Raw genomic sequence first — 23,895 nt, 5'->3', positions numbered from 1 at the left:
GCGTTTAGGGGCGTCGGTCCGGCGCGGTGTCCGCGCTCCGGCTGTCGATGCGGTGGCGTTTGAGCGTCGTGCCCGCCGGGTCGATCACTTCGAGGTCGATGCCCCGGCGGTCGGCCTTCACGACGAGTTTGTCGCGGTTCGAGTTGATGAGGATGGGAAAGTTCGTGCCGCGGCTTCCGTCGTCGATCCAGCCGTAGCGGTGGTAGTGCCCGCAGAGCATGACATCGACCTCGGCCTCGTTGAGAATCGGCACGAACAGCCGGCGGATCTCCTGTTCGCCGTGCCAACTGCTCTTGCCGCCCGGGACCATGTGCAGGAATACCACGTGCAGCGGAGCTTCGCGGTAGGCGTCGCTGGCCACCACCTGCCGCAGCCATTCGGCCTCCTGCGTGCGGTAGGCGTCCGTGGCGGCCAGTCCGTAGTAGCGGATGTCGCTATCGGGTTTGTCTTCGCCGCAGTCGAGCATCAGGAAGAATACCGGACCCTGCCGGAAGGCGTAGTAGGCTTCGCCGGTCGGGGTGGGGAAGTAGTCGAGGTAGCGGTGCGACGCCGACCCGCGGTTTTCATGGTTGCCGCGCGTGGCGAAGATCGGGATGCCGGCCGGCGAGAGCAGCTCCGCGGCCGTGTCGAGGTATCCGTCGAATAGTTCCGACACGGATTCGATCTGCGTCAGCATGTCGCCGTTGAAACAGACGAAGTCGGGCCTGCGTTCCGGAGCGTCGGCCAGAAGCTGCCGCAGGATCGAGTCCCGCCCGTGGATGTCGTTCACGACCCAGCATTCGATCCGCTCCCTGGACGGGTCGAGCGTCGTGGCTCTGTACGGTTCGTGTTTGAGTATGTCGCTGCCGTACCCCTCGCCCAGTATGACGCGCTTGTTGCCCTCGTCGCGGAGCACGGCCTGCTGCATGATTCGGTAGCGGTAGGTCGTGCCGGGGCGCAATCCCCCGACGCGGACGCGGTGCAACTGCCCGGTGCGGCGTTTGCCGATGTGGGTGTCGTAGTATTTCGGACGTTCTTCGGCGTAGAAGTGCGTGCCGTCGTCGGGCGCCACCTCGACCCATGCCGCGGCATCGACGGTTGTGGTCCATACGACGGTGAAACCGTCTTCGGAGACCTGTTGCAGATAGGGTCCGTGGGCGATGCGCACCGAGGGTTGCCCGCAGGCGGCGGCTGCGAGCAGCGATGCGGCGCACAGAAAAAGAAAGCGTTTCATGCGATCGTTTTTCGTTTATCGTTCAAAGATACGAATAATTATCGGGCTGCGCGTCATTCGTAGGCCGGGTAATCGGCGGCCGAGCCTGTCGTGAGGTGCGATTGCGTGTAAACGTTGCCGAACGGATCGGTCGCGCGGACCTCCGTTTCGGCCGACGGGTTGCGGAGCGTGTAGTGGAACAGATGCGAGGTGTTCGTGCGGTCGTAGTTGTCCGGATTGCGTCCCAGCACGCCGCAGTGGTAGCCCGAGGCCCATGCGTCGCGTTTGGTCGCGTCGTCCCCGAAGGGTTCCATTTCGCCTGTCCGCACGCCGTTCTCGTACACCTCGATCTTCCATGTCTCGTCGGCGTTCCAGACGTTGGCTACGATCTGCCCCTCCTCGGCGTAGGAGAAACGGTAATTGGGCGTGTAGCCCTCCATGAAGAGGTCGCCGGCACGGTAGAGCCGGATCTGGCAGCCGATGTCGAGCCCCGTGCCTTTGTATTTCCACGAGGCGATCGAAGGCCCTTCGATCCGGTAAACGGCGTATCCGTTCGGCGTGCCGTCGGTGTTGATCGTCGATTGCCACCATGCGCCGCACACGGCTCCGTGGACGTGTTCGTAGATGCCCGGATGCCGGTCCGCGTAGATCAGGTTCTCGGCGTAGTGCGTGTGGCCGGTCATGACGTGCACCTCGGCATAGCCTTCCAGCAGGTCCAGCACCGCCTGCACGTTTTGCGCCGTTCCGTCGCGCAGCGGCATGTGCGTGCAGAGAATCACCATCTTCTCCTTCGGTACGAAGCTCAGATCCGCGGCGAGCCATGCCACCTGATCGTCGCGGAATCCGAGCGCGTAGTCGTCGTGGTTGCGGAAGATCATGTCGTCCATCGCCACGATGTGTACGTCGCCGCGGTCGAACGAGTAGTTGATCGGGCCGAAGGCGTATTCGAAGTTGCGCTGCGCGGCGATGTCGTGTGCGTCGGTGTACTCCTCCTTCGACACGGAGATCACCTCGTAGTCGTGGTTGCCCATGAGCTGAAAGAGCGGCAGACCGGTCTTTTGGGCCTGCATGGCGCGCTTCATCAGCGGAAACACGGCGTTGGTGTAGTCCGTGTTCGCCGTGTTGTAGCCGATGTCGCCCAGCGTGATGCCGTAGCAGGGGAGGTCCGATGCGGCCGCCTGTCCGGCGATGTCGGGCACGGTCTCGTTTTCGAAACGCGCGATGTGCGAGTTGTTCTGACACTGCGGGTCGGCTACGCAGAAGAGGTTGAAGGCGCTCTCCTTGCCGCCGGCCAGCGGCGTGAGCGTGAAGTCGTAGCGTTTGCGGCCTGCGGCGATCTGCTGCCAGAAGCGCGGCAGCCCTTCGCCGAGCGGAATCTCGTATTCGGCCGGAACCGAGACGTAGATCTGATAGGAGTGTTCGCAGCCCGTGAGCTGATAGACGCCGTTTTCGTCGGTCGCCGTGCAGGAGTAGCCGTCGCTCACCACGACGCCCTGCAACGGGCGTCCGTGGTTGTCGGCGACTACGCCGTAGAAGTCCGTTTCGGGGCCGATCGGGCTCTTCACCGGACGGTCGTCGTCGTTCGCGCACCCCGGCGACAGCAGCGCGACGGCGGCGAGAAGTGTTATGATGCTTTTCATGTGACGTTGCGTGTTTGCGGGTTATTTCCAGTAATGGTTTTGTCCCAGGTCGGGATTGATGTTCAGCGCCGTCTGCGGCACGGGACGCAGGTAGCGTTTCTCCTCGAAGTTGCGTCCGACGGAGTAGAGCAGGCGTCCGCTGGTGTCGTTCTCGAGCGAGTAGAGCGACGATCCGCCTACCTGGATGTAGCTTACGCCCGGTTCGTTGCCGGCCTCGCCCTTCGTGAAGCAGACGTCGTTCGTCCCGTCGCCGTTGAGATCGTAGGGCGTGTCGAGCGCCGGAACGTAGATTCCGTACCACTGTTTGTTGAGCTTCTCGCCCAGATGCCAGCGCATCAGGTCGTCGTAGCGGCGTCCCTCGAGCAGCAGCTCGATGGCACGTTCGCGGCGGATCTCCAGCAGGTCGCAGTCGTCGATGCCGTAGTAGGTTTGCAGGAAGGGATCGGCCGAGGAGGGCCGGTCGCCCCTGACCCCGGCGCGCTCGCGCAGCGGGCGGATCGTGGCGTTCCATACCTCGTCGCCGAATTCGTTCAGCTCGGCCTTCGCCTCGGCGTAGTTGAGCAGCACCTCGGCATAGCGGATGATCGGCAGCGAGTTGTAGGAGACCTTGGCCGATTCGTAGTTCTTGTCGTCGATGTTGTACTTGATGATCTGGTAGCCGGTCAGCGTGACGGTGAAATCCGGCGGCGTGGGGGTCGCCGTGCCGCCGACGAGTTTCTCGTAGCCCGGCGTGATGATGCTCTGCCCGAGGCGGTAGTCGCGGTTCTCGACCTCGCGGGCGAACTCCTCGCCGGTGGCCGTGTGGCGCGAACCGTCGAGGTTGAGGTAGGTCTTCACGAAGTCCTGGTCGAGCGACCAGCGCTGTCCGTAGCTGCCCGACGTGTAGCGCCACGTCAGGTCGTGGAAGGTGGTCATGCCGACGCTCATTTCGCGGGCCCAGATGATCTCCGTGCGGTCGATCGCCTCCTCGGTGAAGAGTTTGCGGTACTGCGTCCGGACGTTGGCCGGGTTGTTCACGATCGAGTAGATGCCGGCCTGCATCAGTTCGTAGGCGGCTTCGGCTGCGGCGCGCAGGAAGCGTTCCGAGGCCTGCGTGTCCTCCCACGGTTTGCCGGTCGAAGGATCGACGGAATGGTACTTCCGGTAGGTGCCTTCGAACAGGCATACGCGGGATTTGTAGGCCAGCGCGATGTAGCGGTTGATCTGGGCCGAGTTGATCCAGGCGCCCGAATCGTAGCAGTGTTCGCAGGCGAAGTCGAGGTCCTCGAGCACGCGGTCCATGACGTATTCGCGGCTGTCGCGCGGTTTGTAGAGGGCCGCCATGTCCTCCGGGTCGATCGGTGCGTCGTACCAGGGGACGGCGCCGAAGGTTTTCACCTTTTCGAAGTACTGCCATGCGCGCCAGAACCGCGCCGTGCCTTCGTAGTGGGCGTACACCTCCTCGGAGAGTCCCTGCGCTTCGCGCATGTGCGCGAGGAAGTAGTTGATGTTGTAGATCGGCGTCCAGTCGCCGATCGACCAGCCCGATTGCAGGTCGGGTGTCCACGAAGCGTTGGTCAGGAAGGTGAACGACTGTTTCGTGGCCACGATGTCCGAATAGCCGTCGCCGTAGCCCAGGTCCTCGACGCCCGGCGTGTACTTCTGCAGGAATCCGTTCGTGTAGGTCAGCAGCGACGTTTCGTCCTTGAAGTAGTCGCCCGACCCCACTTCGGCGACCGGTTCCCGGTCGAGGAAACTCTCGCAGGAGGTCAGCGCAATGCAGGCCGAAAGCAATATGCTGATAGTTTTTTTCATAAGTCGTGCGGATTTAGAATGTTAAGGTCAGGCCGATCGTGTAGGACTTCATCACGGGATAACCGTCTCCGTCGCCGAAGTTGTCCGTGCCGTACTTGCCGGTTCCGTAGTCGGCGTCGCCGGCGTAGATGCCCTCCGGGTCGTAGTTCTTGGCGTGCTTCTTCAGCGGCGAGAAGGTCAGCAGGTTTTCGCCCGAGAAGTAGATCTTCAGCGCCTGGAGACCGATCTTGCCGATCAGCTCTTTGGGGAAGTTGTAGTCGATCGTGAGGTTCTTCAGCCGGATGTACGAAGCGTCCTGCAGGTAGCGCGTGTTGGGCTGCGAGAGGATCGTGCCCGAGTCGCAGGCCGCGTAGGCCACCAGCCTCGGCCAGTAGGCGCCGCGGTTTTCGGGCGACCAGCGGTCGGTTGTGTGCCACGGCAGGGCCATACTGTACGGCCGGCCGTACTGTCCCCAGAAGTAGCCCGACTCCTTGGCCGGATACCAGTCGCGTTTGCCTACGCCCTGCCACATCATGCTCAGCCCGATGCCGTTCCAGCGGATGCCGCCCTGGATGCTGTAACAGTAGCGCGGCGTCGTGTTGCCGATCTTCTCCAGGTCGCCGTGGTCGTAGATCGTGTTGTTGCCGTTGTTCACGTATCCGTCGCCGTTCAGGTCGAGGTAGCGCGGGTCTCCGGCCGACCATTTGGCCGATCGGTTGGTGAATTTCGAGTAGTTGGCGTAGGTCTGTGCCTCCTCGTCGCTTTGGAACAGGCCGTCGCACCGGTATCCCCAGATTTCGCCGAGCGTCATGCCCTCGTAGTAGTTCACCTTGTAGTTGGTCGGCAGCGTTCCGGTCTTGCTCGTGTAGCGGGTGATCTTGCTGGTGTTGTCCCACACCGACACCTTGATGTTGTAGCTCAGGGGCTTGCCCCCGACGGTGTGGGTGTTGCGCCACGAGATGCTGGCCTCCCAGCCGTCGGTGTGCATGTCGGCGTAGTTGCCTTTCGGGGCGCTGTTGCCGTAGACGGCCGGAAGCTCTTCGCCCACTACGTACATGTCGGTGGTTTTCTTGCGGTAGATGTCCGCCGAGAAATTCAGCCGGCCGTTGAAGGCTTCGAAGTCCACTCCGAGGTCGTAGGTCGTAGCCGTCTCCCAGGTCAGTCCGTCGGGGATCGGCGACGGTGCGGCCGTGTAGTTGAATACGCTGCCGTTGTTGAGCAGCGACGACTGGGAGATGCTCATGGTCGAGAGATAGGCATAGGTGTCGCTGATGAGTCCGTTGCCGGCCGAACCGACCGATACGCGCAGTTTGAGGTTGTCGAGCCATTCGGCATTCCTGAGGAAGCTCTCCTCCGAAATGCGCCATCCGGCCGATCCCGACGGGAAGAATCCCCAGCGCTGGTTGGAGGGAAATTTCGAATTGCCGTCGTAGCGGCCGCTCGTTTCGAAGAGGTACTTGCCCTTGTAGGAGTAGCTGATGCGGTAGAACGCTCCGACGAGTCCCCAGTCGTAGCTGCCGTTGTCCTTGAGCGTGATGGCCTCGCCCTCGAGCAGGCTGAAGTTCGGCATGCCGGGAATGATGATGCCCTCGCGGTTCATCAGGTTGCTCTTGTAGGTGTAGTCCTCGATGTTCCAGCCGCCGAGCACCGTCAGCGAGTGGTCGTCGCCCAGGCGGGGCGTGTAAGTCAGTGTGGCGTTCGAGGCCACCTTCTGGCGGTTGTACGAACGCTCTTCGTAGAGCGATCCCGAGGGCCGTTCGGCCGAGCTGTTCGGTCCGGTGTGGAAGGTGTAGCTGTTCACGGCCTGCCGGCGGTCGGTCTGGTTGAAGTAGAAGCTGACGTCGATGTTGCCCACCAGTACGTCCTTTATCAGGTCGAGGTTCACCGACGTGCGGTTGTTCATGTCGAACTTGCGGTCCTTGCGCCACGAGTTGCCCTCGACGAATCCGGCCCAGCCCGTGTAGACGGCCGCTTCGGTCCAGGAGCCGTCGGGATTGGTGACCAGCGTGACGGGGAATGCCTGGTGGTTGAGCATGCGGTTGATGTTCATCGGCGTGGACGTGATGTCGGTGTGGGCCGTCGGCTGGTGCGAATAGCGGTACATGAAGTCGGTCGTGTTCTCGATGCGCAGCCACGGTTTCACCCGGACGTCGCCTTTGGCCTTGACGTTGAACTGCTGGTACTTCTCGTCTCCGGCGTTGTAGATGCCGTCCTGCTCGAAGATACGTCCCGAGACGTAGTAGGAGGCCGTTTCGCCGCCGCCTGTCACGCTCAGGTTGTGCTGGTGGCCGGTCGTGTAGTCGCGGTAGAACACGTCGTACCAGTTCGTGTTGCCGAAATATTCGTAGGCGTTCTGGTTATTGATGCGCCATTTTTCGAACGACGGGTCGCTGTTGCGGCGGGCCAGCTCGTTGTACCATGTGCGGTTGAACTTGAAGACATTGTTGATGTTGGCCGGGTCCGTGCCGTAGGCGTTGGTGTAGGATTCGAGGAAGGAGGTGGTGAAGTCGTAGCCGTTGGTGACCATCTGCGGCGTCGTGGCCCGTTTGTAGAAGGTGTACGTGCCGTTGTAGGTCACCTTCGCGCGGCCTTTCTGGGGCGCTTTGGTCGTCATCAGGATTACGCCGAACGTACCCCGCGCGCCATAGACGGCCGTCGAGGAGGCGTCCTTGAGCACGGTGATCGACTCGATGTCGTCGGGGTTCACGGTGGACATGTCGGTTTCGACGCCATCTACCAGCACGAGCGCCGAACCGCCGGCTCCGATCGAGTTTTCCGCGCCGCGGATGCGGATCGTGGCGGCACGGTTGGGCTTGCCGTCGGAGAAGGTCATCGTCAGGCCCGGGATGGCGCCCTGAAGCGACCGCGAAATACTCATCGACGAGCCGTTCCGCTCCTCGAGCGTCTCGGCCGAGAGGGTCTCGACCGCACCTACGATGTCGCGGCGTTTCTGGAGGCCGTATCCGACCACCACCACCTCTTCGAGGCTGGTGTTGTCCTCCTCGAGCGTGACGTCGATGCGGGTCTGTCCGTTCACCCGGAGCGTCTGCTGTTTATACCCGATATAACTGAAGTTCAAGGTTTCTCCCGTCGCGGCTTCGATCGTGTAGCGGCCGTTGGCATCGGTGGTCGTGCCGCGGGTCGTGCCCGGTACGACCACCGTGACGCCGAGAACGGGTTGTCCGTTCGGGTCTTTCACGATGCCCGACACGGACCCCCCCCCTCCGTTCTGTGCCCCGACGGACAGCGAGAGGAGAGCGAAGAGCAGTGCCAGCGCGAGGTTCCGGATGCGCGGGCGGTTCTTCTCCGCGGCGTCCGTGCTGGGCGAGTAGCATTGTTTCATTGTACTGCGTGTTTAGTGATTAATCGGTTTTCGCCGTTCCGCCGATATACCTTATTATATATACGAAGCGTCGATCGAACGGCCGTGCAGGTTGTTTCCGATTATATCCTGTGGGAAGAGGGCTGTTGAAAAATTTTAAAAATTAAGGTTTTAGTTTTGTTGGTTTCTTTTGGTTTTCAAATTTATGTTTTTATTTCTTTTTATGCAACTTTTGGTGCGAAAAATTTCTTCCGATGTGTTTCTTTATTCTTCGCCGGATCTTTTGCTTTGCGAATGGTCGTGTGTAACATGTTGATTGATATGTGTTTTATTGTTTCGGTGCGAAAGTCGGAAAAGTTTGTTATAAAAGTGTTTCAGAGTTGTGTAAATGTTATTAAAGGAAAATTTTTCTTTCTAAAAGTTGTTTTTCGTATGGTTTGATTTGTGAAAAAGAAAAATAGTTTTTACTTTTGTCGTGCAGGTTATTCGATTCATATTCTTTTGCAGGGTAAAGAAGTGCCGTTCCGGGACCTCTGTCCCGCTGTTCTGTCGGCGATCGTTCTGTTTACTCTAATCGAATTGTGTATGAAACTTATGAAACGTTCTATGGGCATGATGCTCGCCCTGTCGGTCTGTTCGCTCGCGGCCTGTTCCGACGATCAGGATGCGGCGCCGCTCAGGCGCGACTCCGACGCGGTCGAGCTGGCGTATAACGCGGATGCCGCGACACGTGTCTCGGTCCGGTACGACGGGGCCTGGGAGGCGCGCGCGGAGTGTCCCGACCCCACCGGAGAGCCGGGCGAAGCCTGGTTCTCGGTCTCGCCGGCGAGCGGCGTGGGCAACGGTCGGGATTATCAGTATGTGACCGTTACGGCGCAGCGCAATCCGGGCGGCAAGCGCACCGGCTACCTTTATCTGAAATCGGCCGGCGGCGAGGTCGCCGTGACGGTAACGCAGTCCGACGGCCGCTTCTCGGTCGAGGATCCGGTGATTTCGGGATCGCTGCGCACGGGCTCGGAGTCGGCGGCTTCGCTCGATATCGTTTACGACAAGGCGTTCGGCGGCGAGCGGGTGCTCGTCGAGGCTTCGCTCGCAGGAGCCGGTTCGGACGGACTGCGGATCGAGGAGACTTTCGAGACGGAGATCGAGCGCGAAGGCAGCGGCACGATTTCGGTGCCGATCACCGGAACGCCCTCCTCGCTCGGCGACCTGGTTTGCCGGGTGAGGTTTTCACTCGACGGCGAAGTGAAGTTCGAGGGCGAGGTGCAGGGCAGCGTCAATTCGTCGAACGAGCTGTTCCGCATGGGCTTCGACCTGTTCGTCTGGGGCGGCAACTACCCCGATAACCGGAAGGGACCGGGCCCCAACGGTTCGGCGACGGCCGGCAAGGACTTCGTCGGTACGGAGCCTTCCGAACCGGATGTGATCACGGCCGGGTCGGACGGTACGAACGACGTTTTCAAGACGATGTCCGAGGAGTACCGCATCAACCGCGGCGTGGAGAAGTGGGACGGGCAGCGCGTTTACGAACACCCGGGCTATGTGAAGTTGGGTGTGACGAACAACGGCGGCTGGATCATGACGCCCGAGCTGGAGCAACTGTCGGCCGTCCCGGAGACCGTCGTCGTGTCGGTCGATTTCCTGCGTTTCGACAACGAGGAGGGAACCTACCTCGTTTCGGCCGAAGGGGCGGGCACGGTGCTCAACGGCAAGGTCGATGCCGCGGTGCTGCCGACGCAGTCCTCGGCGGCTGACAGGAAGTGGAAGACGCTGAGCTTCACCGTGCAGGACGCCACGAACAAGACGCGGATCAAGATATGCGCCGAATCGCTCGACGGCGCAGGGTATCGCATCAATATCGACAATATCGTCGTGATGGGTTCCGACGAGACGGAGGTGACCGAGAAGCTGCCGGCTCCCGACGCCGGGTCGATCGCCTACACGCCGGGCGACACGTCGATCGCGGTCGCCTGGGAGGGCGTGAAGGGCGCCTCCTCCTATGAGATCTCCCTGGCGGCGCGCAGCAACCCGGATTTCCGCAAGACGGTGGAGACGGCCGAAGCGGGCTACGAGTTCACCGGTCTCGTCCCCGGGCGCTACCTTTTCACGGTGAAGGCGCTCTGTGCCGGCAATGCCGAATTCGATTCCGACGAGACATCGAAGAACGTGGGAACCCTCGGCTTCGCCGACGAAAAGCTGGCCGCACCGGCCGGGCTTTCGGTCGGCGGGGCGACGGCGACCGGCGCCACGGTGTCGTGGAGTGCCGTGAGCGGAGCCTACGGCTACCGGGTTTCGGCCGTTCCGGCTGCGGGCGGCGAGGCTGCGGAGACGGCTCTGGTGCGGGAGACTTCCTACACCTTCGGGAAATTGCAGGCCGGTACGGAGTACACGGTTTCTGTGGTGGCGCAGGCCGCCGCCGAGGCGGGCGAGTACGATTCGGACGCCGCCGTCGCGCAGCTCGTGACGACCGACCCGCAGCCGCTGATCGCCCCGTCGGTGCGGATTTTCGCCAAGACGCACGGACTGGCCGTGCTCGAATGGGAGTTGTCGTCCGAGGCGCTCGCGCAGCAGCCCGTCACGACGTCGGACACGTACGATTTCCGCGTGAAGAACGCCGCGGGCGAGGTGATCCGGTCGGTCGAGGCGTACAAATCGTTCAACTTCGCCAAATACAGGTACTACCGTCTGGTATGGGGCGGGCTGGCGCCTTCGACGACCTATACGCTCGAGATGCGCCGCCGTTCGACGGCCGACGCGGAGCGTTACCTCGATTCGGAATGGGCCGCCGTGCAGGTGACGACCGATGCCGACCCCGCGGCCGATCACGCGGACTGCCTGCTTTACGCCGATTTCGAGCGAATGCCTACGGGCGGACAGCCGTTGTACGGAGCCTACGGCTTCAGCTACGGCGCGACCGAGGATTTCTCGGATCCGGACCGGGTGGACTACACGGCCCCGGGCGACAAGAACTCGATCTACTGTCAGGCCGTGAAGGCGGAACAGTCCTATTTCGACGCCTACCTGCCGGCCTGGGATCTCGACGACTGGACGAAGAACAGTTCGAATATGGGCATGGCGGCCGGGTACATGAAGTTCGGCGGCGGCAGCAAGCCTGCCTGGCTCACGCTGCCGGCGTTCCCCGGGCTGACCGGTCCCACGGAGCTGGAACTCGAACTGGATGCCTGCTCCTACTACGAACCGAGCAGCGGCGGCGACATGATGTCGCCCTCGAATTCCGATGCGGACGCTCCGTTCTATGTGGAGATTCTCGGCGGCGGCACGATCGCCGGGGTCTCGGGCGAGACCTCCGGGCAGGCCGTGATCTCCGGCGACGGACTGACTGCGGAGCTCCGGAACGTGACGGCCGCGACGATGCGCGGCGAAGGGCGGACCGACTCCTACCGTTATACGAACCACCGGGTCCGTATCTCGGGGGCTACGGCCGCGACCCGCATCCGGATCTATACGGCGCTCGAGAACGACAAGGCCCAGCACCGGATGTGGCTCGACAACCTCAAGGTCCGCAGGGCGCAGTAGCGTTCCGGACCGGTACGACGACAGGCAGCCGGGGACTGCGCGGATGCAGTCCCCGGGGCCTTTGCCGGGAACCTGCCGCAGGGCGGTTTCCCATGTTACCTGAAATCAACGGATACCGATATTATGAATAAGATCGAAAGTGCGCTCCGGCGCACGACCGACACCCGCGCGCTGGCGTTCGGGGTCGGAACGCTGCCCCGTGCGGCGGAACTTTTTGTCGAACTGTTTCCCGGGCGCCGGGCGCTGGTGGTCGCCGACCTCAATACGTGGCGCGTGGCCGGGGAGGAGGTGCACCGGATTTTCGGCGAGGCCGGAATCGGGCAGGACGAGCCCTGTGTCTTCGCCGATCCCGGGCTCTACGCCGAATGGGGCTACGTCGAACGGCTCGACGCGTTGCTCGCCGGAACCGACGCCGTGCCGGTGGCCGTGGGGTCGGGGGTGATCAACGACCTCGCGAAACTCGCCTCGCACCACAACGGGCGCCGTTATCTGGTGGTCGGTACGGCCGCGTCGATGGACGGATACACCGCCTACGGGGCGTCGATCACCCGGGACGGCAACAAGCAGACGTTCGACTGCCCGGCGCCGCTGGGCATGGTTTTCGACCCGGCGATCGCCGCCGCGGCCCCCGCCGCGCTCTCCGCCTCGGGGTATGCCGATCTGATCGCCAAGATTCCCGCCGGGGCCGACTGGATGCTGGCCGACGCCGTGGGAGCCGAGGCGATGGACGATTTCGCCTTCTCGCTCGTGCAGGACGGACTGCCGGAGGCGTTGTGCGATCCGACGGGCGTGCATGCGGGCGACGTCGGGAAGGTCGGCCGGCTGGCCGAAGGACTTCTGCTGAGCGGTTTCGCCATGCAGGCCGCGCAGTCGAGCCGTCCGGCCTCCGGGGCCGAGCATCAGTTCAGCCATTTGTGGGACATGGAGCACCTGCGCTTCGGAGGAGCGTCGGTTTCGCACGGTTTCAAGGTCGGAATCGGCACGCTCGCCTCGACGGCCTTTCTTGAGATGCTGCTCGAGGCGCCCGTCGAACGGCTCGACGTCGCGGGCTGCGTGGCCGCATGGAAGTCGTGGGAGGAGACCGAGCGGGACATCCGGGCCGTCTTCGCCGGCGATCCCGAGCTGGTGGCCCGCGGTCTGAAGGAGACGTACGGCAAGTATGTCGATCGGCAGGGGCTGTACGAACAACTGACGCGGCTGCGGCAGGCATGGCCCGAACTCCGGGAGCGGATTCGCCGGCAGATCATTCCGTTCGGGGAGGTGCACCGCCGGCTGCGGCTCGTCGGAGCGCCCTGCGAGCCGGAGCAGATCGGGGTGTCGCGCGCCCGGTTCCGGGAGGCTTTCGCGCGGATTCCCTACATGCGGAGCCGCTACTCGGTGATCGACACGGTGTTCCGCTGCGGGTGGATGGAGGAGTGGCTCGACCGTCTGTTCGGTCCGGGCTGTATCTGGGAGATCCGCTGACGGAACCGTCCGTCGGAGGAAAATTCGCGACTTTTTTCGCTCCGGGCGCGGTTTTTTGCTTCGGAAGGCGTATCTTTGTTGAGAAACTGCTAACTTTCATTTCGTAATGACACCGGAACAGGCAAAACGGTTCAAATATTGGCAGACGCGCACCATCCTCGCCACGATGGTGGGCTATGCGCTCTTCTATTTCGTGCGGAAGAACTTTTCGCTGGCCATGCCCGGCCTGGAGGCCGACCTCGGCATTTCGAAGACGAGTCTCGGCGTCTTTCTGACGCTCAACGGGCTCGTCTATGGATTCTCGCGCTTCCTGAACGGCATCCTGGCCGACAGGATGAACGCCCGCTGGTACATGGCCGTCGGTCTGGGGCTCTGCGCGCTGGCCAACTTCGCCTTCGGATTCGGCGAGGACGTCTCCTACTGGATCACGGGCGAGCACACCGGCGACCGTTTCACCAATACGATGATCCTCTTCATGGGGGTCATGTGGGTCGTGAACGGCCTGTTGCAGGGAACGGGCTTCCCGCCCTGCGCGCGGCTGCTGACCCATTGGATTCCGCCCGTGCAGTTGGCCACGAAGATGTCCGTGTGGAACACCTCGCACTCGATCGGCGCAGGGCTGGTGGTCATCCTCTGCGGATATATCATGGGATCGCTGGGCAGCGGCCCGGACCATGTCGGCGCATGGAAGTGGTGTTTCTGGATTCCTTCGGCGATCGCCTTCGCGGGCGCCGTCGGTCTGGTGGTCTTTCTGCGCGACACGCCGACGTCGGTGGGTCTTCCCGAACTCGAGGGGACGGAGACCCGCGGCGAAAAGTCCGCTCCGAAGGGGGCCGAGCACAAGGCGTTCCTCATGAAGCACGTCTTCCGCAATCCGCTGATCTGGATTCTGGGATTCGCCAACTTCTTCGTCTATATCGTCCGCTTCTCGGTGCTCGACTGGGGGCCGTCGCTGCTGAGCCAGTCGAAGGGCGTCAGCATGGAGCACGCCGGATGGCTCGTGGCCATGTTCGAGATCGCCGGCATTCTGGGCATGCTTTTCTCGGGCTGGGCGACGGACAGGTGGCTGAAGGGACGCGCGCACCGCACCTGCGTCTTCTGCATGGCGGGCGCCGCGCTCTTCGTCTTCGCCTTCTGGCAACTGCCTTCCGACGCGCCGATCTGGCTGCTCTTCGCCACGCTGTGCGCCGCCGGATTCTGCATCTACGGCCCGCAGGCGCTCATCGGCATCGCCGCCGCCAACCAGGCGACCAAGCGGGCCGCCGCCACGGCCAACGGCCTCACGGGGCTGTTCGGCTACGCCTCGACGCTCGTTTCGGGCGTGGGGCTGGGCTATGTGGCGCAGCATTACGGCTGGAGCTGGGCCTATGTCGGCATTCTGGCGATGGCTGTCGCGGGCATGGCGGTTTTTCTGCTGATGTGGGGTGCGAAGGCCGACGGGTACGGTTCCGGGGTGTCGGAGGCCTGACGCCGCGCGGGAGAAGCTCGGAGTGGAATATGACTAAATAGGAGTTGTTATGTTGAGTATCGCCGAACGGCACAAATACATTCTCGACTCGCTGAACAGGCGCGGGTTCGTGCGTATTACGGATGTCGCCAACGAACTGGGTGTGACGAAGGTCACGATCCGCAAGGACGTGAAGATTCTCGAAAGCAAGGGCCTCCTTTACAAGGTCCACGGCAGCGCGCGTCCGGCCAATCCCCATGTCGCGGACCTCGACGTGCATGTGAAGGACAATATCAACCGCGAGGCCAAGCGTGCCATCGCCCGCCGGGCGGTGGAGCTGCTCGACGACAACGACTCGGTGATCGTGGCGTCGGGTTCGACCATCCACGCCTTCGCCGAGGAGATCCGCCTGCGGCCGTGGCATCACCTGAATATCGTCACGCCGTTCCTGCGGCTGGGCGTACTGCTCAACGAGGTCGAGAACGTCGATGTGGTGCAGCTCGGCGGCGCAGTGCACAAGAAGTCGCTGTCCGTCTCGGGCAGCGAGGCGGTCCGGGCGCTCGACGACTGCATCTGCTCGAAGGTCTTTTTCGGAGTGGACGGCATCGACCTCGAGCACGGCATCACCACCTCGACGATCGAGGAGGCGAAGCTCACGCGGCGGATGATGGAGGCTGCCTCGCAGACGATCGTGCTGGCCGATTCCTCGAAATTCGGACAGCGCGGCTTCGGCCGTATCGGTTCGCTCGAGGAGATCGACGTGATCGTGACCGAAGCGGAGGTTTCCGAACAGATGGCCTCGGCGCTCGAAGAGGCGGGGGTCGATCTGATCGTCGTGAAGTAGGCGGAAGCGCCGGCTGACGGCGCCGCTTCGGGGACAGGGGCGTCGGGGAAGGAACCGGATGCCGGCTGTTGAAAAAATTTCCGGAAAAGTTTTGCATGCCCGGTGAAAAAGCCCTACCTTTGTACCCAATTAAGCGACGTTCGAATCCTGGACATGAATTGCAACCGCGACATATCTTCCGCACGGGTTTTCCGGCAGCAGGACTATTGGTCGGGGTTTCATTCTCCGGCGGATCCGGGCATTATTGTTTCATTAGGGTAACTGTTTCGGTTGCCCTATTTTTTTGCGCCTGCAACCATGAAGACCGTATATACCGGCGCCCGGATTTTCCGCGGCGGCCGTTTCGAAGAGGGCGATCTGGCCGTCGAGGGGAGCCGCATCGCACCCGCCGGGGAGCGCCGACCGGACGACCGGATGGTGGATCTGACCGGACTGGTCGTCGTCCCCGGACTGGTGGACGTCCATGTCCACCTGCGCGAGCCGGGATTTCCGCAGAAGGAGACCGTCGCCACGGGAACCGCCGCCGCCGCCCGCGGGGGATATACGACGGTCTGTTCGATGCCGAACCTCAATCCCGCGCCCGACACGCCGGAGACGCTGGAGCGGCAGATGGAGATCATCCGCCGCGACGCCGCGGTGCGCGTGAAACCCTACGGCACGATCACGATGGGGCAGCGCGGCTGCGGGGAGTTGGTGGACTTCGGGGCGCTGGCCCCCTGGGTCGTGGGCTTTTCGGACGACGGACGCGGCGTGCAGTCGGCCGAACTCATGGAGGAGGCGATGCGCCGTGCGGCGGCCGTCGGCCGGCCGATCGTGGCCCATTGCGAGGCGGACGATCTGCTGCGCGGCGGGTATATCCACGACGGCGTGTACTGCCGCGAGCGCGGCCACCGGGGAATCTGCTCCGAGAGCGAGTGGCGGCAGGTGGAGCGCGACATCGAACTCTCGGCCCGAACGGGCTGCCAGTACCACGTCTGCCACGTCTCCACGAAGGAGAGCGTGTGTCTGGTGCGGCAGGCCAAGGCGTCGGGACTGCGCGTGAGCTGCGAGACGGCTCCGCACTACCTGCTTCTCACGGACGCGGATCTGAAGGAGGAGGGGCGTTTCAAGATGAATCCGCCGCTGCGCGGCCGCGAAGACCGCGAGGCGCTCGTGGAGGGCCTCGCCGACGGAACGATCGAGGTGATCGCCACCGACCATGCGCCGCATACGGCCGAAGAGAAGCTGCGCGGACTGGCCCGCAGCGCCATGGGTATCGTGGGGCTGGAGTGTGCTTTTCCGCTGCTTTACAGATATTTGGTGCTGCCCGGAACGATTCCGTTCGGGCGGCTCGTCGAGGCGATGGCTCTCGCGCCCCGGCGGATATTCGGCCTCGAAGGGGGCGTGGAGCCCGGCGACGAGGCCGACTTCACGGTGCTGGACCTGGAGGCGGAGTACCGTCTCGATCCGGCGACGTTCCGTTCGAAGGGGCGCGCCACGCCTTTCGCCGCATGGCCCGTCCGGGGACGCGCCGTGCTGACGGTGGTCGGCGGGCGCGTGGCCTACGACGGGCGGAGCTGAGAGGCGCGGGGACCGGCCGGAAGCGGAGAAGGCTCCGTGCGGCGGATTCTGTTGCGGCGCGGGAAGGGGACTGCGCCCGTGCCGGGACGTTCGCGGAAACTATGAAATTCAAATAGATAAGGATGAAGCCATTTACGAAAAAAATTGTCCTGGAGAACGGCCGCGAGTTTTACGGCTACGGATTCGGGGCCGACCGGGAGGCGATCAACGAAATCGTCTTCAATACCTCGATGGTGGGGTATCAGGAGATTCTCTCCGATCCGTCCTACACCGATCAGATGGTCGTGATGACCTATCCGCTGATCGGCAACTACGGCACGGCCGAGGAGGATTACGAAACGAAATTCCCGACCATCGGCGGCATGATCGTCCGCGAGTACAACGACACGCCTTCGAACTTCCGTTACACGAAGACGCTGCACGAGGTGCTCGAGGAGCACAACATCCCGGCCGTTTCGGGCATCGACACCCGCACGCTGACGCGCATCATCCGCGACGAGGGTTCGCAGAAGGTGCTCGTCACCGACGCCGCGACGCCTTCCGGGGAGGCGATGCGCCGCCTGCGCGAATACGACCTCCCGCACGACATGGTTTCGCGCGTGAGCTGCCGCAAGCGCTGGTTCTCGCGCACGCCCAACCACCGGTGGGACGTGGTGGCCGTCGATTGCGGCATCAAGTACAACATCATCCGCAAACTCAACGAGAAGGGGTGCAACGTCACCGTCGTCCCGTTCGACGCCTCGGTCGAGGAGATTCTCGCCTTCCGTCCCGACGGCATCTTCCTCTCGAACGGTCCGGGCGATCCCACGGACGTCCGGCCTGTGATCGAGAAGGTGCGGGCGCTTCGGGGACGTCTGCCGATCTTCGGCATCTGCATGGGCCATCAGCTCATTTCGCTGGCTTACGGCGCGCGGACCTTCAAGATGAAATTCGGCCACCGCGGCGGCAACCATCCCGTCAAGTGCCTGGCCACGGGCAAGATCGAAATCACGAGCCAGAACCACAGCTTCGCCGTGGACATCGAGTCGCTGAAGGGTACGCCTCTCACGCTCACGCACGTCAATCTGCTGGACGGCACGGCCGAGGGCGTCGAGTGCGCCGCCGACCGGGTCTTTTCGGTGCAGTACCATCCCGAGAGCGCGCCGGGTCCGCAGGACAGCGCCTATTTGTTCGATAAGTTCATTAAAATGATGGAGGAGTACAAAAATGCCTAAGAGAAAGGATATCAACAAGGTAATGGTCATCGGCTCGGGGCCCATCGTCATCGGGCAGGCCGCCGAGTTCGACTATGCGGGCACGCAGGCCTGCATGGCCCTCAAGGAGGAGGGTTACGAAGTGGTGCTGGCCAACTCGAACCCCGCGACCATCATGACCGACACGCATATCGCCGACAAGGTTTACATGGAGCCGCTGACGCTCGAGTACGTCGCCAAGATCATCCGCTACGAACGTCCCGACGCCATCGTTCCGGGGCTGGGCGGCCAGACGGGTCTGAACCTGGCGGTGCAACTGGCCAAGAAGGGCATTCTGAAGGAGTGCCAGGTCGAGATTCTGGGCACGTCGTTCGAGTCGATCGAGCGCGCCGAGGACCGCGAGCTGTTCAAGGAGCTGTGCGAGGAGCTGGGCGAGCCGGTGCTTCCCTCCGAGGTGGCCTCGTCGATCGACGAGGCCGTCGGGATCGCCGCGCAGATCGGCTATCCGGTGGTGCTGCGTCCCGCCTTCACGCTGGGCGGCACGGGCGGCGGCTTCGCCGACAACGAGCAGGAGCTGCGCGAGATGATGCGCAACGCACTCTTCCTCTCGCCCGTGCATCAGGTGCTCATCGAGAAGAGCATCAAGGGCTACAAGGAGATCGAGTACGAGGTGATCCGCGACAGCAACGACACGGCCATTGCCATCTGCAACATGGAGAATATCGATCCCGTAGGCGTGCACACGGGCGATTCGATCGTCGTGGCCCCGAGCCAGACGCTCACCAACCGCGAGTACCAGATGCTGCGCGACTCGGCGCTGAAGATCATCCGCGCCCTCCGGATCGAGGGCGGCTGCAACGTGCAGTTCGCGCTCGACCCGCTGTCGTTCAAATACTACCTGATCGAGGTCAATCCCCGCGTGTCGCGCTCCTCGGCCCTCGCGTCGAAGGCGTCGGGCTATCCCATCGCGCGGGTGAGCGCCAAGATCGCTGTGGGCATGACCCTCGACGAGATCCGCATCGCCAACACCCCGGCCTCGTTCGAACCGACGCTGGACTACGTGGTGACGAAGATCGCCCGCTTCCCGTTCGACAAGTTCTCTGACGCCTCGAACAAGCTGGGTACGCAGATGAAGGCCACGGGCGAAGTCATGTCCGTGGGCCGCACGATGGAGGAGTCGCTCCTGAAGGCCGTGCGGTCGCTCGAGACGGGCGTCTGCCACATCCACCACAAGAAGTTCGACACGTGGTCGAACGACGAGCTGCTCGACTACATCAAGGACGGCACGGACGACCGGCTCTACGCCATCGCGCAGTTGATCCGCGGCGGCATCGACCTCGTGCTGATCTACAACCGGACGAAGATCGACATGTTCTTCCTCGAGAAGTTCAAGAACATCGTCGAGTTCGAGAGCGTCGTCCGTGCGCATCCGATGGACGTCGAGACGCTGCGCGACGCCAAACGCATGGGCTTCAGCGACAAGTATATCGGGCAGTTGTGGGGCCTCTCGCAGCACGACATGTACCGTCTGCGCGAGAAGAACGGCATCTTCCCCGTCTATAAGATGATCGACACGTGCGCCAGCGAGTTCGCCTCCTACGTACCCTATTTCTACTCGACCTACGAGCTGGAGAACGAATCCGTGGTGAGCGGCAAGGAGAAGATCGTGGTGCTCGGCTCCGGTCCGATCCGCATCGGGCAGGGCGTCGAATTCGACTACTCCACGGTGCACGCCATCTGGTCGATCCGCGAGGCGGGCTACGAGGCCATCATCATCAACAACAATCCCGAGACCGTCTCGACGGACTACACCACCAGCGACAAGCTCTACTTCGAACCCCTCACGGTCGAGGACGTGATGAACGTCGTGCACCTCGAAAAACCCAAGGCGATCGTCGTGTCGCTCGGCGGCCAGACGGCCATCAATCTCGCCGAGCCGCTCGCCGAGCTGGGCGTGCCCATCATCGGCACGGACTGCGCGGCGATCCGCAACGCCGAGGACCGCGGCTGTTTCGAGCGGATCATGGAGGAGCTGGGCATTCCTCAGCCCGAGGCCGAGGCCGTGACGGACATCGAGGCCGGCGTGCGGGCCGCCGCGCGTATCGGCTATCCGGTGCTGGTGCGTCCGAGCTACGTGCTGGGCGGCCGCGCCATGCAGATCGTCTCGAACGAGGAGCGGCTGCGCCACTACCTTCAGACGGCCGTCGAGGTGAACGAGGATTCGCCCGTGCTGGTGGACCGTTACATCATGGGCAAGGAGCTGGAGGTGGACGCCATCTGCGACGGCCGCGACGTCTTCATTCCCGGCATCATGGAGCATGTCGAGCGCACGGGTATCCACTCGGGCGACTCGATCAGCGTCTATCCGACCTTCAGCGTGAGCCGGAAGGCCAAGGAGAAGATCATCGATTACACGGTGCGGCTGGGTCTGCGCATCGGCATCGTGGGTCTCTACAACATCCAGTTCATCCTCGACGGCGACGACGAGGTGTATGTCATCGAGGTCAATCCGCGCTCGTCGCGCACCGTGCCTTTCCTCTCGAAATCCACGGGTGTGCAGATGGCCCACATCGCCACGCAGGTGATTCTGGGCCGCTCGCTGCGCGAGCAGGGCATCACGGAGGTCTATGGCCGGGAGAAGGAGCGCTGGTACGTGAAGGCGCCGGCCTTCTCGTTCGCCAAGATCCGCGGCATGGACTCCTACCTCTCGCCCGAGATGAAGTCCACGGGCGAGGCGATCGGCTACGACGACAAACTGACCCGCGCACTCTACAAGGCGTTGCAGGCCACGGGCATGAACGTCTCGAACTACGGCACGATCTTCGTCACGATCGCCGATCAGGACAAGGAGCAGGCGTTGCCGCTCGTGCGCCGTTTCTACGATCTGGGCTTCAACGTCGAGGCGACGACCGGCACGGCCGAGTTCCTGCGCGAGCACGGCATCCGCACCCGCACGCGGCGCAAGCTCAACGAGGGCAGCTCGGAGATCATCGACGCGCTGCGGCAGGGGCATGTGAGCTACGTCATCAACACGATCGACATCAACCAGCACAACACGCGTCTGGACGGGTACGAGATCCGCCGCACGGCCGTCGAGAACAACGTGACGGTCTTCACGGCGCTCGAGACGGTGAAGGTACTGCTCGACGTGCTGGAGGAGATCACGCTGCGCGTTTCGACCATCGACTCGAAATAGGGATGCCGGCGGGAGGCGGGAACCGTAGGCGGTGTGCGGCCTGGAAGTGCGGAGAACAGGGGCGGTTTGCGGACCGGGTCGCACGGAGCAGGCGGCCGTCCGGTTCTGCGGCGCTTTTGCCGGGCCGAAAGCGATTTGGAAGATTATATGTATAAGAAAGCAGTTTACAGAATCCGTGCGAACGAGCCGCTGACGGCCGCCGTGTGGCGCATGACGCTGGAGGGCGACACGCGGTGGATCGCAGCGCCCGGGCAGTTCGTCAATATCGCGCTGGAAGGACGGTATTTGCGCCGTCCGATTTCGGTCTGCGACTACGACGAGGATTCGATCACGTTGATTTATAAGGTGGTAGGTGGAGGAACCGCGCAGATGAGCCGTATGCGGCCGGGCGAGTGCCTCGACCTGCTCACGGGGCTGGGCAACGGCTTCTCGACGGCCAACGACGCCCGGCGGCCGCTGCTCGTCGGGGGCGGCGTGGGCGTTCCGCCGCTCTACGGCCTGGCCCGGAAGCTGCTCTCCGAGGGGCGGCCGGTGCAGGTCGTGCTGGGCTTCAACACCGCCGCGGAGGTCTTCTGCGAGGAGGAGTTCCGCGCGCTGGGATGCGACGTGACGGTCGCCACGGCCGACGGGTCGCGCGGCGTGCGGGGCTTCGTCACGACGGCCATCGCCGAACGGACGCCCGATTTCGACTACTTCTACGCCTGCGGCCCGCTGCCGATGCTGCGGGCGCTCGCCGAGGCGGTCGCGCAGGACGGACAGCTCTCCTTCGAGGAGCGCATGGGCTGCGGCTTCGGCGCCTGCATGGGGTGTTCGTGCAAGACCAAATACGGGAACAAGCGCATTTGCAGGGAGGGTCCCGTGCTGGAGAAAGGAGAGGTGATATGGTGAACGATACGCAAAAGAGCGTCTCCGCACCGGAAGGGGCGGCGGCGCGGGACCTTTCGGTCGAGCTGTGCGGTCTGAAGCTGGACAATCCGGTGATTCCGGCCAGCGGGACTTTCGGCTACGGCAACGAGTTCCGCGAGTTCTACGACATCAACATCCTCGGGTCGTTCTCGTTCAAGGGGACGACGCGCGAGGCGCGTTTCGGCAATCCGACGCCCCGCATCGCCGAGTGCGAGGCGGGCATGATCAACGCCGTGGGGTTGCAGAATCCCGGCATCGACCGCGTGATCGCCGAGGAGCTGCCGCGGCTGAAGACCTTCTTCCGCAAGCCCGTGATCGCCAATATTTCGGGCTTCTCGGTCGAGGAGTACGCCTACTGCTGCGAGCGGATCGACCGCGAGGAGCAGGTGGGACTGATCGAGGTGAACGTCTCGTGTCCCAACGTGCGGCACGGGGGCATGTCGTTCGGCACGTCGCCCGAGGCGGCGGCCGAGGTGACGCGCGCGGTGAAGGCCGTGACGACCAAGCCGGTGGTCATCAAGCTGTCGCCCAACGTGACGGACATCGTAGCGATCGCCCGGGCGTGCGAACGGGCGGGGGCCGACGGATTGTGCCTCATCAACACGATGCTGGGCATGCGCATCGACCCGGTGCGGCGGCGTCCGGTGATCGCCAACACGATGGGCGGATTCTCCGGGCCCGCGATCTTCCCCGTGGCCGTGCGCATGGTCTATCAGGTGAGCCGGGCGTGCCGCATTCCGGTCATCGGCTGCGGCGGCGTTGCGACGGCACGCGACGTGATCGAGATGATGATGGCCGGGGCGACGGCCGTAGAGGTCGGCGCGGCGAATCTGGTGAATCCCTACGCCTCGAAGGAGATCGTCGAGGCGCTGCCCGCGGAGATGGAGCGGCTGGGCATCGGCCGCCTGCGCGACATCGTAGGCTGCGTGGAGTGACGCGCCGGACGGAGTGAAGAGACCGACGGCCTCTCGGAGCGCGGCATGTCCGGGCCCGGGGAGGCGGCGACGAAAAGCAAAAAACTTACAGCATGCAACACGACGTAATCATCGCCTGCGACTTCAAGTCCGCGGCGGACACATTCGGCTTTCTCGACCTGTTCCGGGGCGAGGAGCGCAAACCCTTTCTGAAGATCGGCATGGAGCTGTTCTATGCCGAGGGACCCGAAATCGTGCGCGAGATCAAGCGCCGCGGCCACCGGATTTTCCTCGACCTGAAGCTCCACGACATACCCAACACCGTGCGCAAGGCGATGGCCGTGCTGTCGCGGCTGGACGTGGACATGTGCAACGTCCATGCCGCCGGGACGATCGAGATGATGAAGGCCGCGCGCGAGGGACTTACGCGCGAGGACGGCACGCGGCCCCTGCTGATCGCCGTGACGCAGCTCACCTCGACCAGCGAGGAGCGCATGCAGCGCGAGCTGCTGATCGGAGCCCCGATCGGCGAGACGATCGTGCAGTATGCCCGGAATGCCCGCGAGGCGGGGCTGGACGGCGTGGTCTGCTCGCCGCTCGAAGCCGGCATGGTGCACGGGGCGTGCGGCGCGGAGTTCCTGACCGTGACGCCCGGCGTGCGTTTCGCCGACGGCGACGTGGCGGACCAGGTGCGCGTCACGACGCCGGCCCGCGCCCGGGAGATCGGCTCGGACTTCATCGTCGTGGGACGCCCGATCACCGCGGCTGCGGATCCCGTGGCGGCCTACCGCCGCTGCGTGGCCGAGTTCGTGGGGTGACGGACGCGCCGCGCGGACTGCCGGAGACGGCTGCGGCGGTGCGGTCGGGGCGCTGCATGTCCGGTTCGGCGTGCGGCGCGGCAGGCGAA

At 63.5% G+C, this 23,895-nt stretch carries 14 protein-coding genes; 10 read left to right on the top strand and 4 right to left on the bottom strand.

All coding sequences use genetic code 11. From position 1 onward, the window contains the following. Positions 1-4 precede the first annotated feature (4 nt). The 4 genes from KB554_RS08545 to KB554_RS08530 are packed head-to-tail and all read right to left on the bottom strand — an operon-like array spanning position 5 to position 7,948. Positions 5-1,213, bottom strand: a complete 1,209-nt coding sequence (locus KB554_RS08545) for an FN3 domain-containing metallophosphoesterase family protein (protein ID WP_211035604.1) — start codon at positions 1,211-1,213, stop codon at positions 5-7. 53 nt (positions 1,214-1,266) lie between these two features. Next, positions 1,267-2,832, bottom strand: coding sequence for a calcineurin-like phosphoesterase family protein (locus tag KB554_RS08540; RefSeq protein WP_141429124.1), 1,566 nt, complete (start codon positions 2,830-2,832; stop codon positions 1,267-1,269). Between the two features lie 21 nt (positions 2,833-2,853). Further along, positions 2,854-4,626, bottom strand: coding sequence for a RagB/SusD family nutrient uptake outer membrane protein (locus tag KB554_RS08535; RefSeq protein WP_141429125.1), 1,773 nt, complete (start codon positions 4,624-4,626; stop codon positions 2,854-2,856). 13 nt (positions 4,627-4,639) lie between these two features. After that, positions 4,640-7,948: a TonB-dependent receptor gene (locus tag KB554_RS08530; RefSeq protein WP_211035603.1), complete on the bottom strand. Its 3,309-nt coding sequence runs from the start codon at positions 7,946-7,948 to the stop codon at positions 4,640-4,642. A 564-nt stretch (positions 7,949-8,512) separates the two neighbouring features. Here KB554_RS08530 and KB554_RS08525 point away from each other — a divergent pair. The 10 genes from KB554_RS08525 (at position 8,513) to pyrF (ending at position 23,806) form a co-directional block, all read left to right on the top strand. Beyond that, positions 8,513-11,464 carry a fibronectin type III domain-containing protein gene (locus tag KB554_RS08525; RefSeq protein WP_211035602.1) on the top strand — a complete coding sequence of 984 codons (2,952 nt, stop codon included), beginning with the start codon at positions 8,513-8,515 and terminating at the stop codon, positions 11,462-11,464. Positions 11,465-11,587: 123 nt separating this feature from the next. Next, positions 11,588-12,928 carry a sn-glycerol-1-phosphate dehydrogenase gene (locus tag KB554_RS08520; protein WP_211035601.1) on the top strand — a complete coding sequence of 447 codons (1,341 nt, stop codon included), beginning with the start codon at positions 11,588-11,590 and terminating at the stop codon, positions 12,926-12,928. Positions 12,929-13,034: 106 nt separating this feature from the next. Continuing rightward, positions 13,035-14,396, top strand: coding sequence for an MFS transporter (locus KB554_RS08515; RefSeq protein WP_141429132.1), 1,362 nt, complete (start codon positions 13,035-13,037; stop codon positions 14,394-14,396). Positions 14,397-14,445: 49 nt separating this feature from the next. Next, a complete protein-coding gene (locus KB554_RS08510; protein ID WP_141429134.1) occupies positions 14,446-15,219 on the top strand; it encodes a DeoR/GlpR family DNA-binding transcription regulator in 774 nt (257 codons plus the stop codon). Between the two features lie 297 nt (positions 15,220-15,516). Then, complete coding sequence (locus KB554_RS08505) at positions 15,517-16,779, top strand: dihydroorotase (protein WP_211035600.1); 1,263 nt, start codon at positions 15,517-15,519, stop codon at positions 16,777-16,779. 122 nt (positions 16,780-16,901) lie between these two features. Continuing rightward, complete coding sequence (gene carA, locus KB554_RS08500; RefSeq protein WP_141429138.1) at positions 16,902-17,993, top strand: glutamine-hydrolyzing carbamoyl-phosphate synthase small subunit; 1,092 nt, start codon at positions 16,902-16,904, stop codon at positions 17,991-17,993. After that, positions 17,986-21,168, top strand: coding sequence for a carbamoyl-phosphate synthase large subunit (carB, locus tag KB554_RS08495; RefSeq protein ID WP_141429140.1), 3,183 nt, complete (start codon positions 17,986-17,988; stop codon positions 21,166-21,168). Before carA ends, carB begins: the two co-directional genes overlap by 8 nt. Before the next feature lie 147 nt (positions 21,169-21,315). Next, positions 21,316-22,056, top strand: a complete 741-nt coding sequence (locus KB554_RS08490; RefSeq protein WP_141429142.1) for a dihydroorotate dehydrogenase electron transfer subunit — start codon at positions 21,316-21,318, stop codon at positions 22,054-22,056. After that, a complete protein-coding gene (locus KB554_RS08485) occupies positions 22,050-23,009 on the top strand; it encodes a dihydroorotate dehydrogenase (protein ID WP_211035599.1) in 960 nt (319 codons plus the stop codon). The genes KB554_RS08490 and KB554_RS08485 overlap by 7 nt, the downstream gene beginning before the upstream one ends. A 92-nt stretch (positions 23,010-23,101) precedes the next feature. Continuing rightward, positions 23,102-23,806, top strand: coding sequence for an orotidine-5'-phosphate decarboxylase (gene pyrF, locus KB554_RS08480; RefSeq protein ID WP_141429145.1), 705 nt, complete (start codon positions 23,102-23,104; stop codon positions 23,804-23,806). The last annotated feature ends 89 nt before the right edge of the window (positions 23,807-23,895 follow it).

The organism is Alistipes sp. Marseille-P2263 (assembly GCF_018101075.1).
In the GTDB taxonomy this organism is placed as follows: Bacteria; Bacteroidota; Bacteroidia; order Bacteroidales; family Rikenellaceae; genus Alistipes; species Alistipes dispar.
Note: the sequence above shows the minus strand (reverse complement) of the source record. Positions and strands in the feature narration are given on the sequence as shown.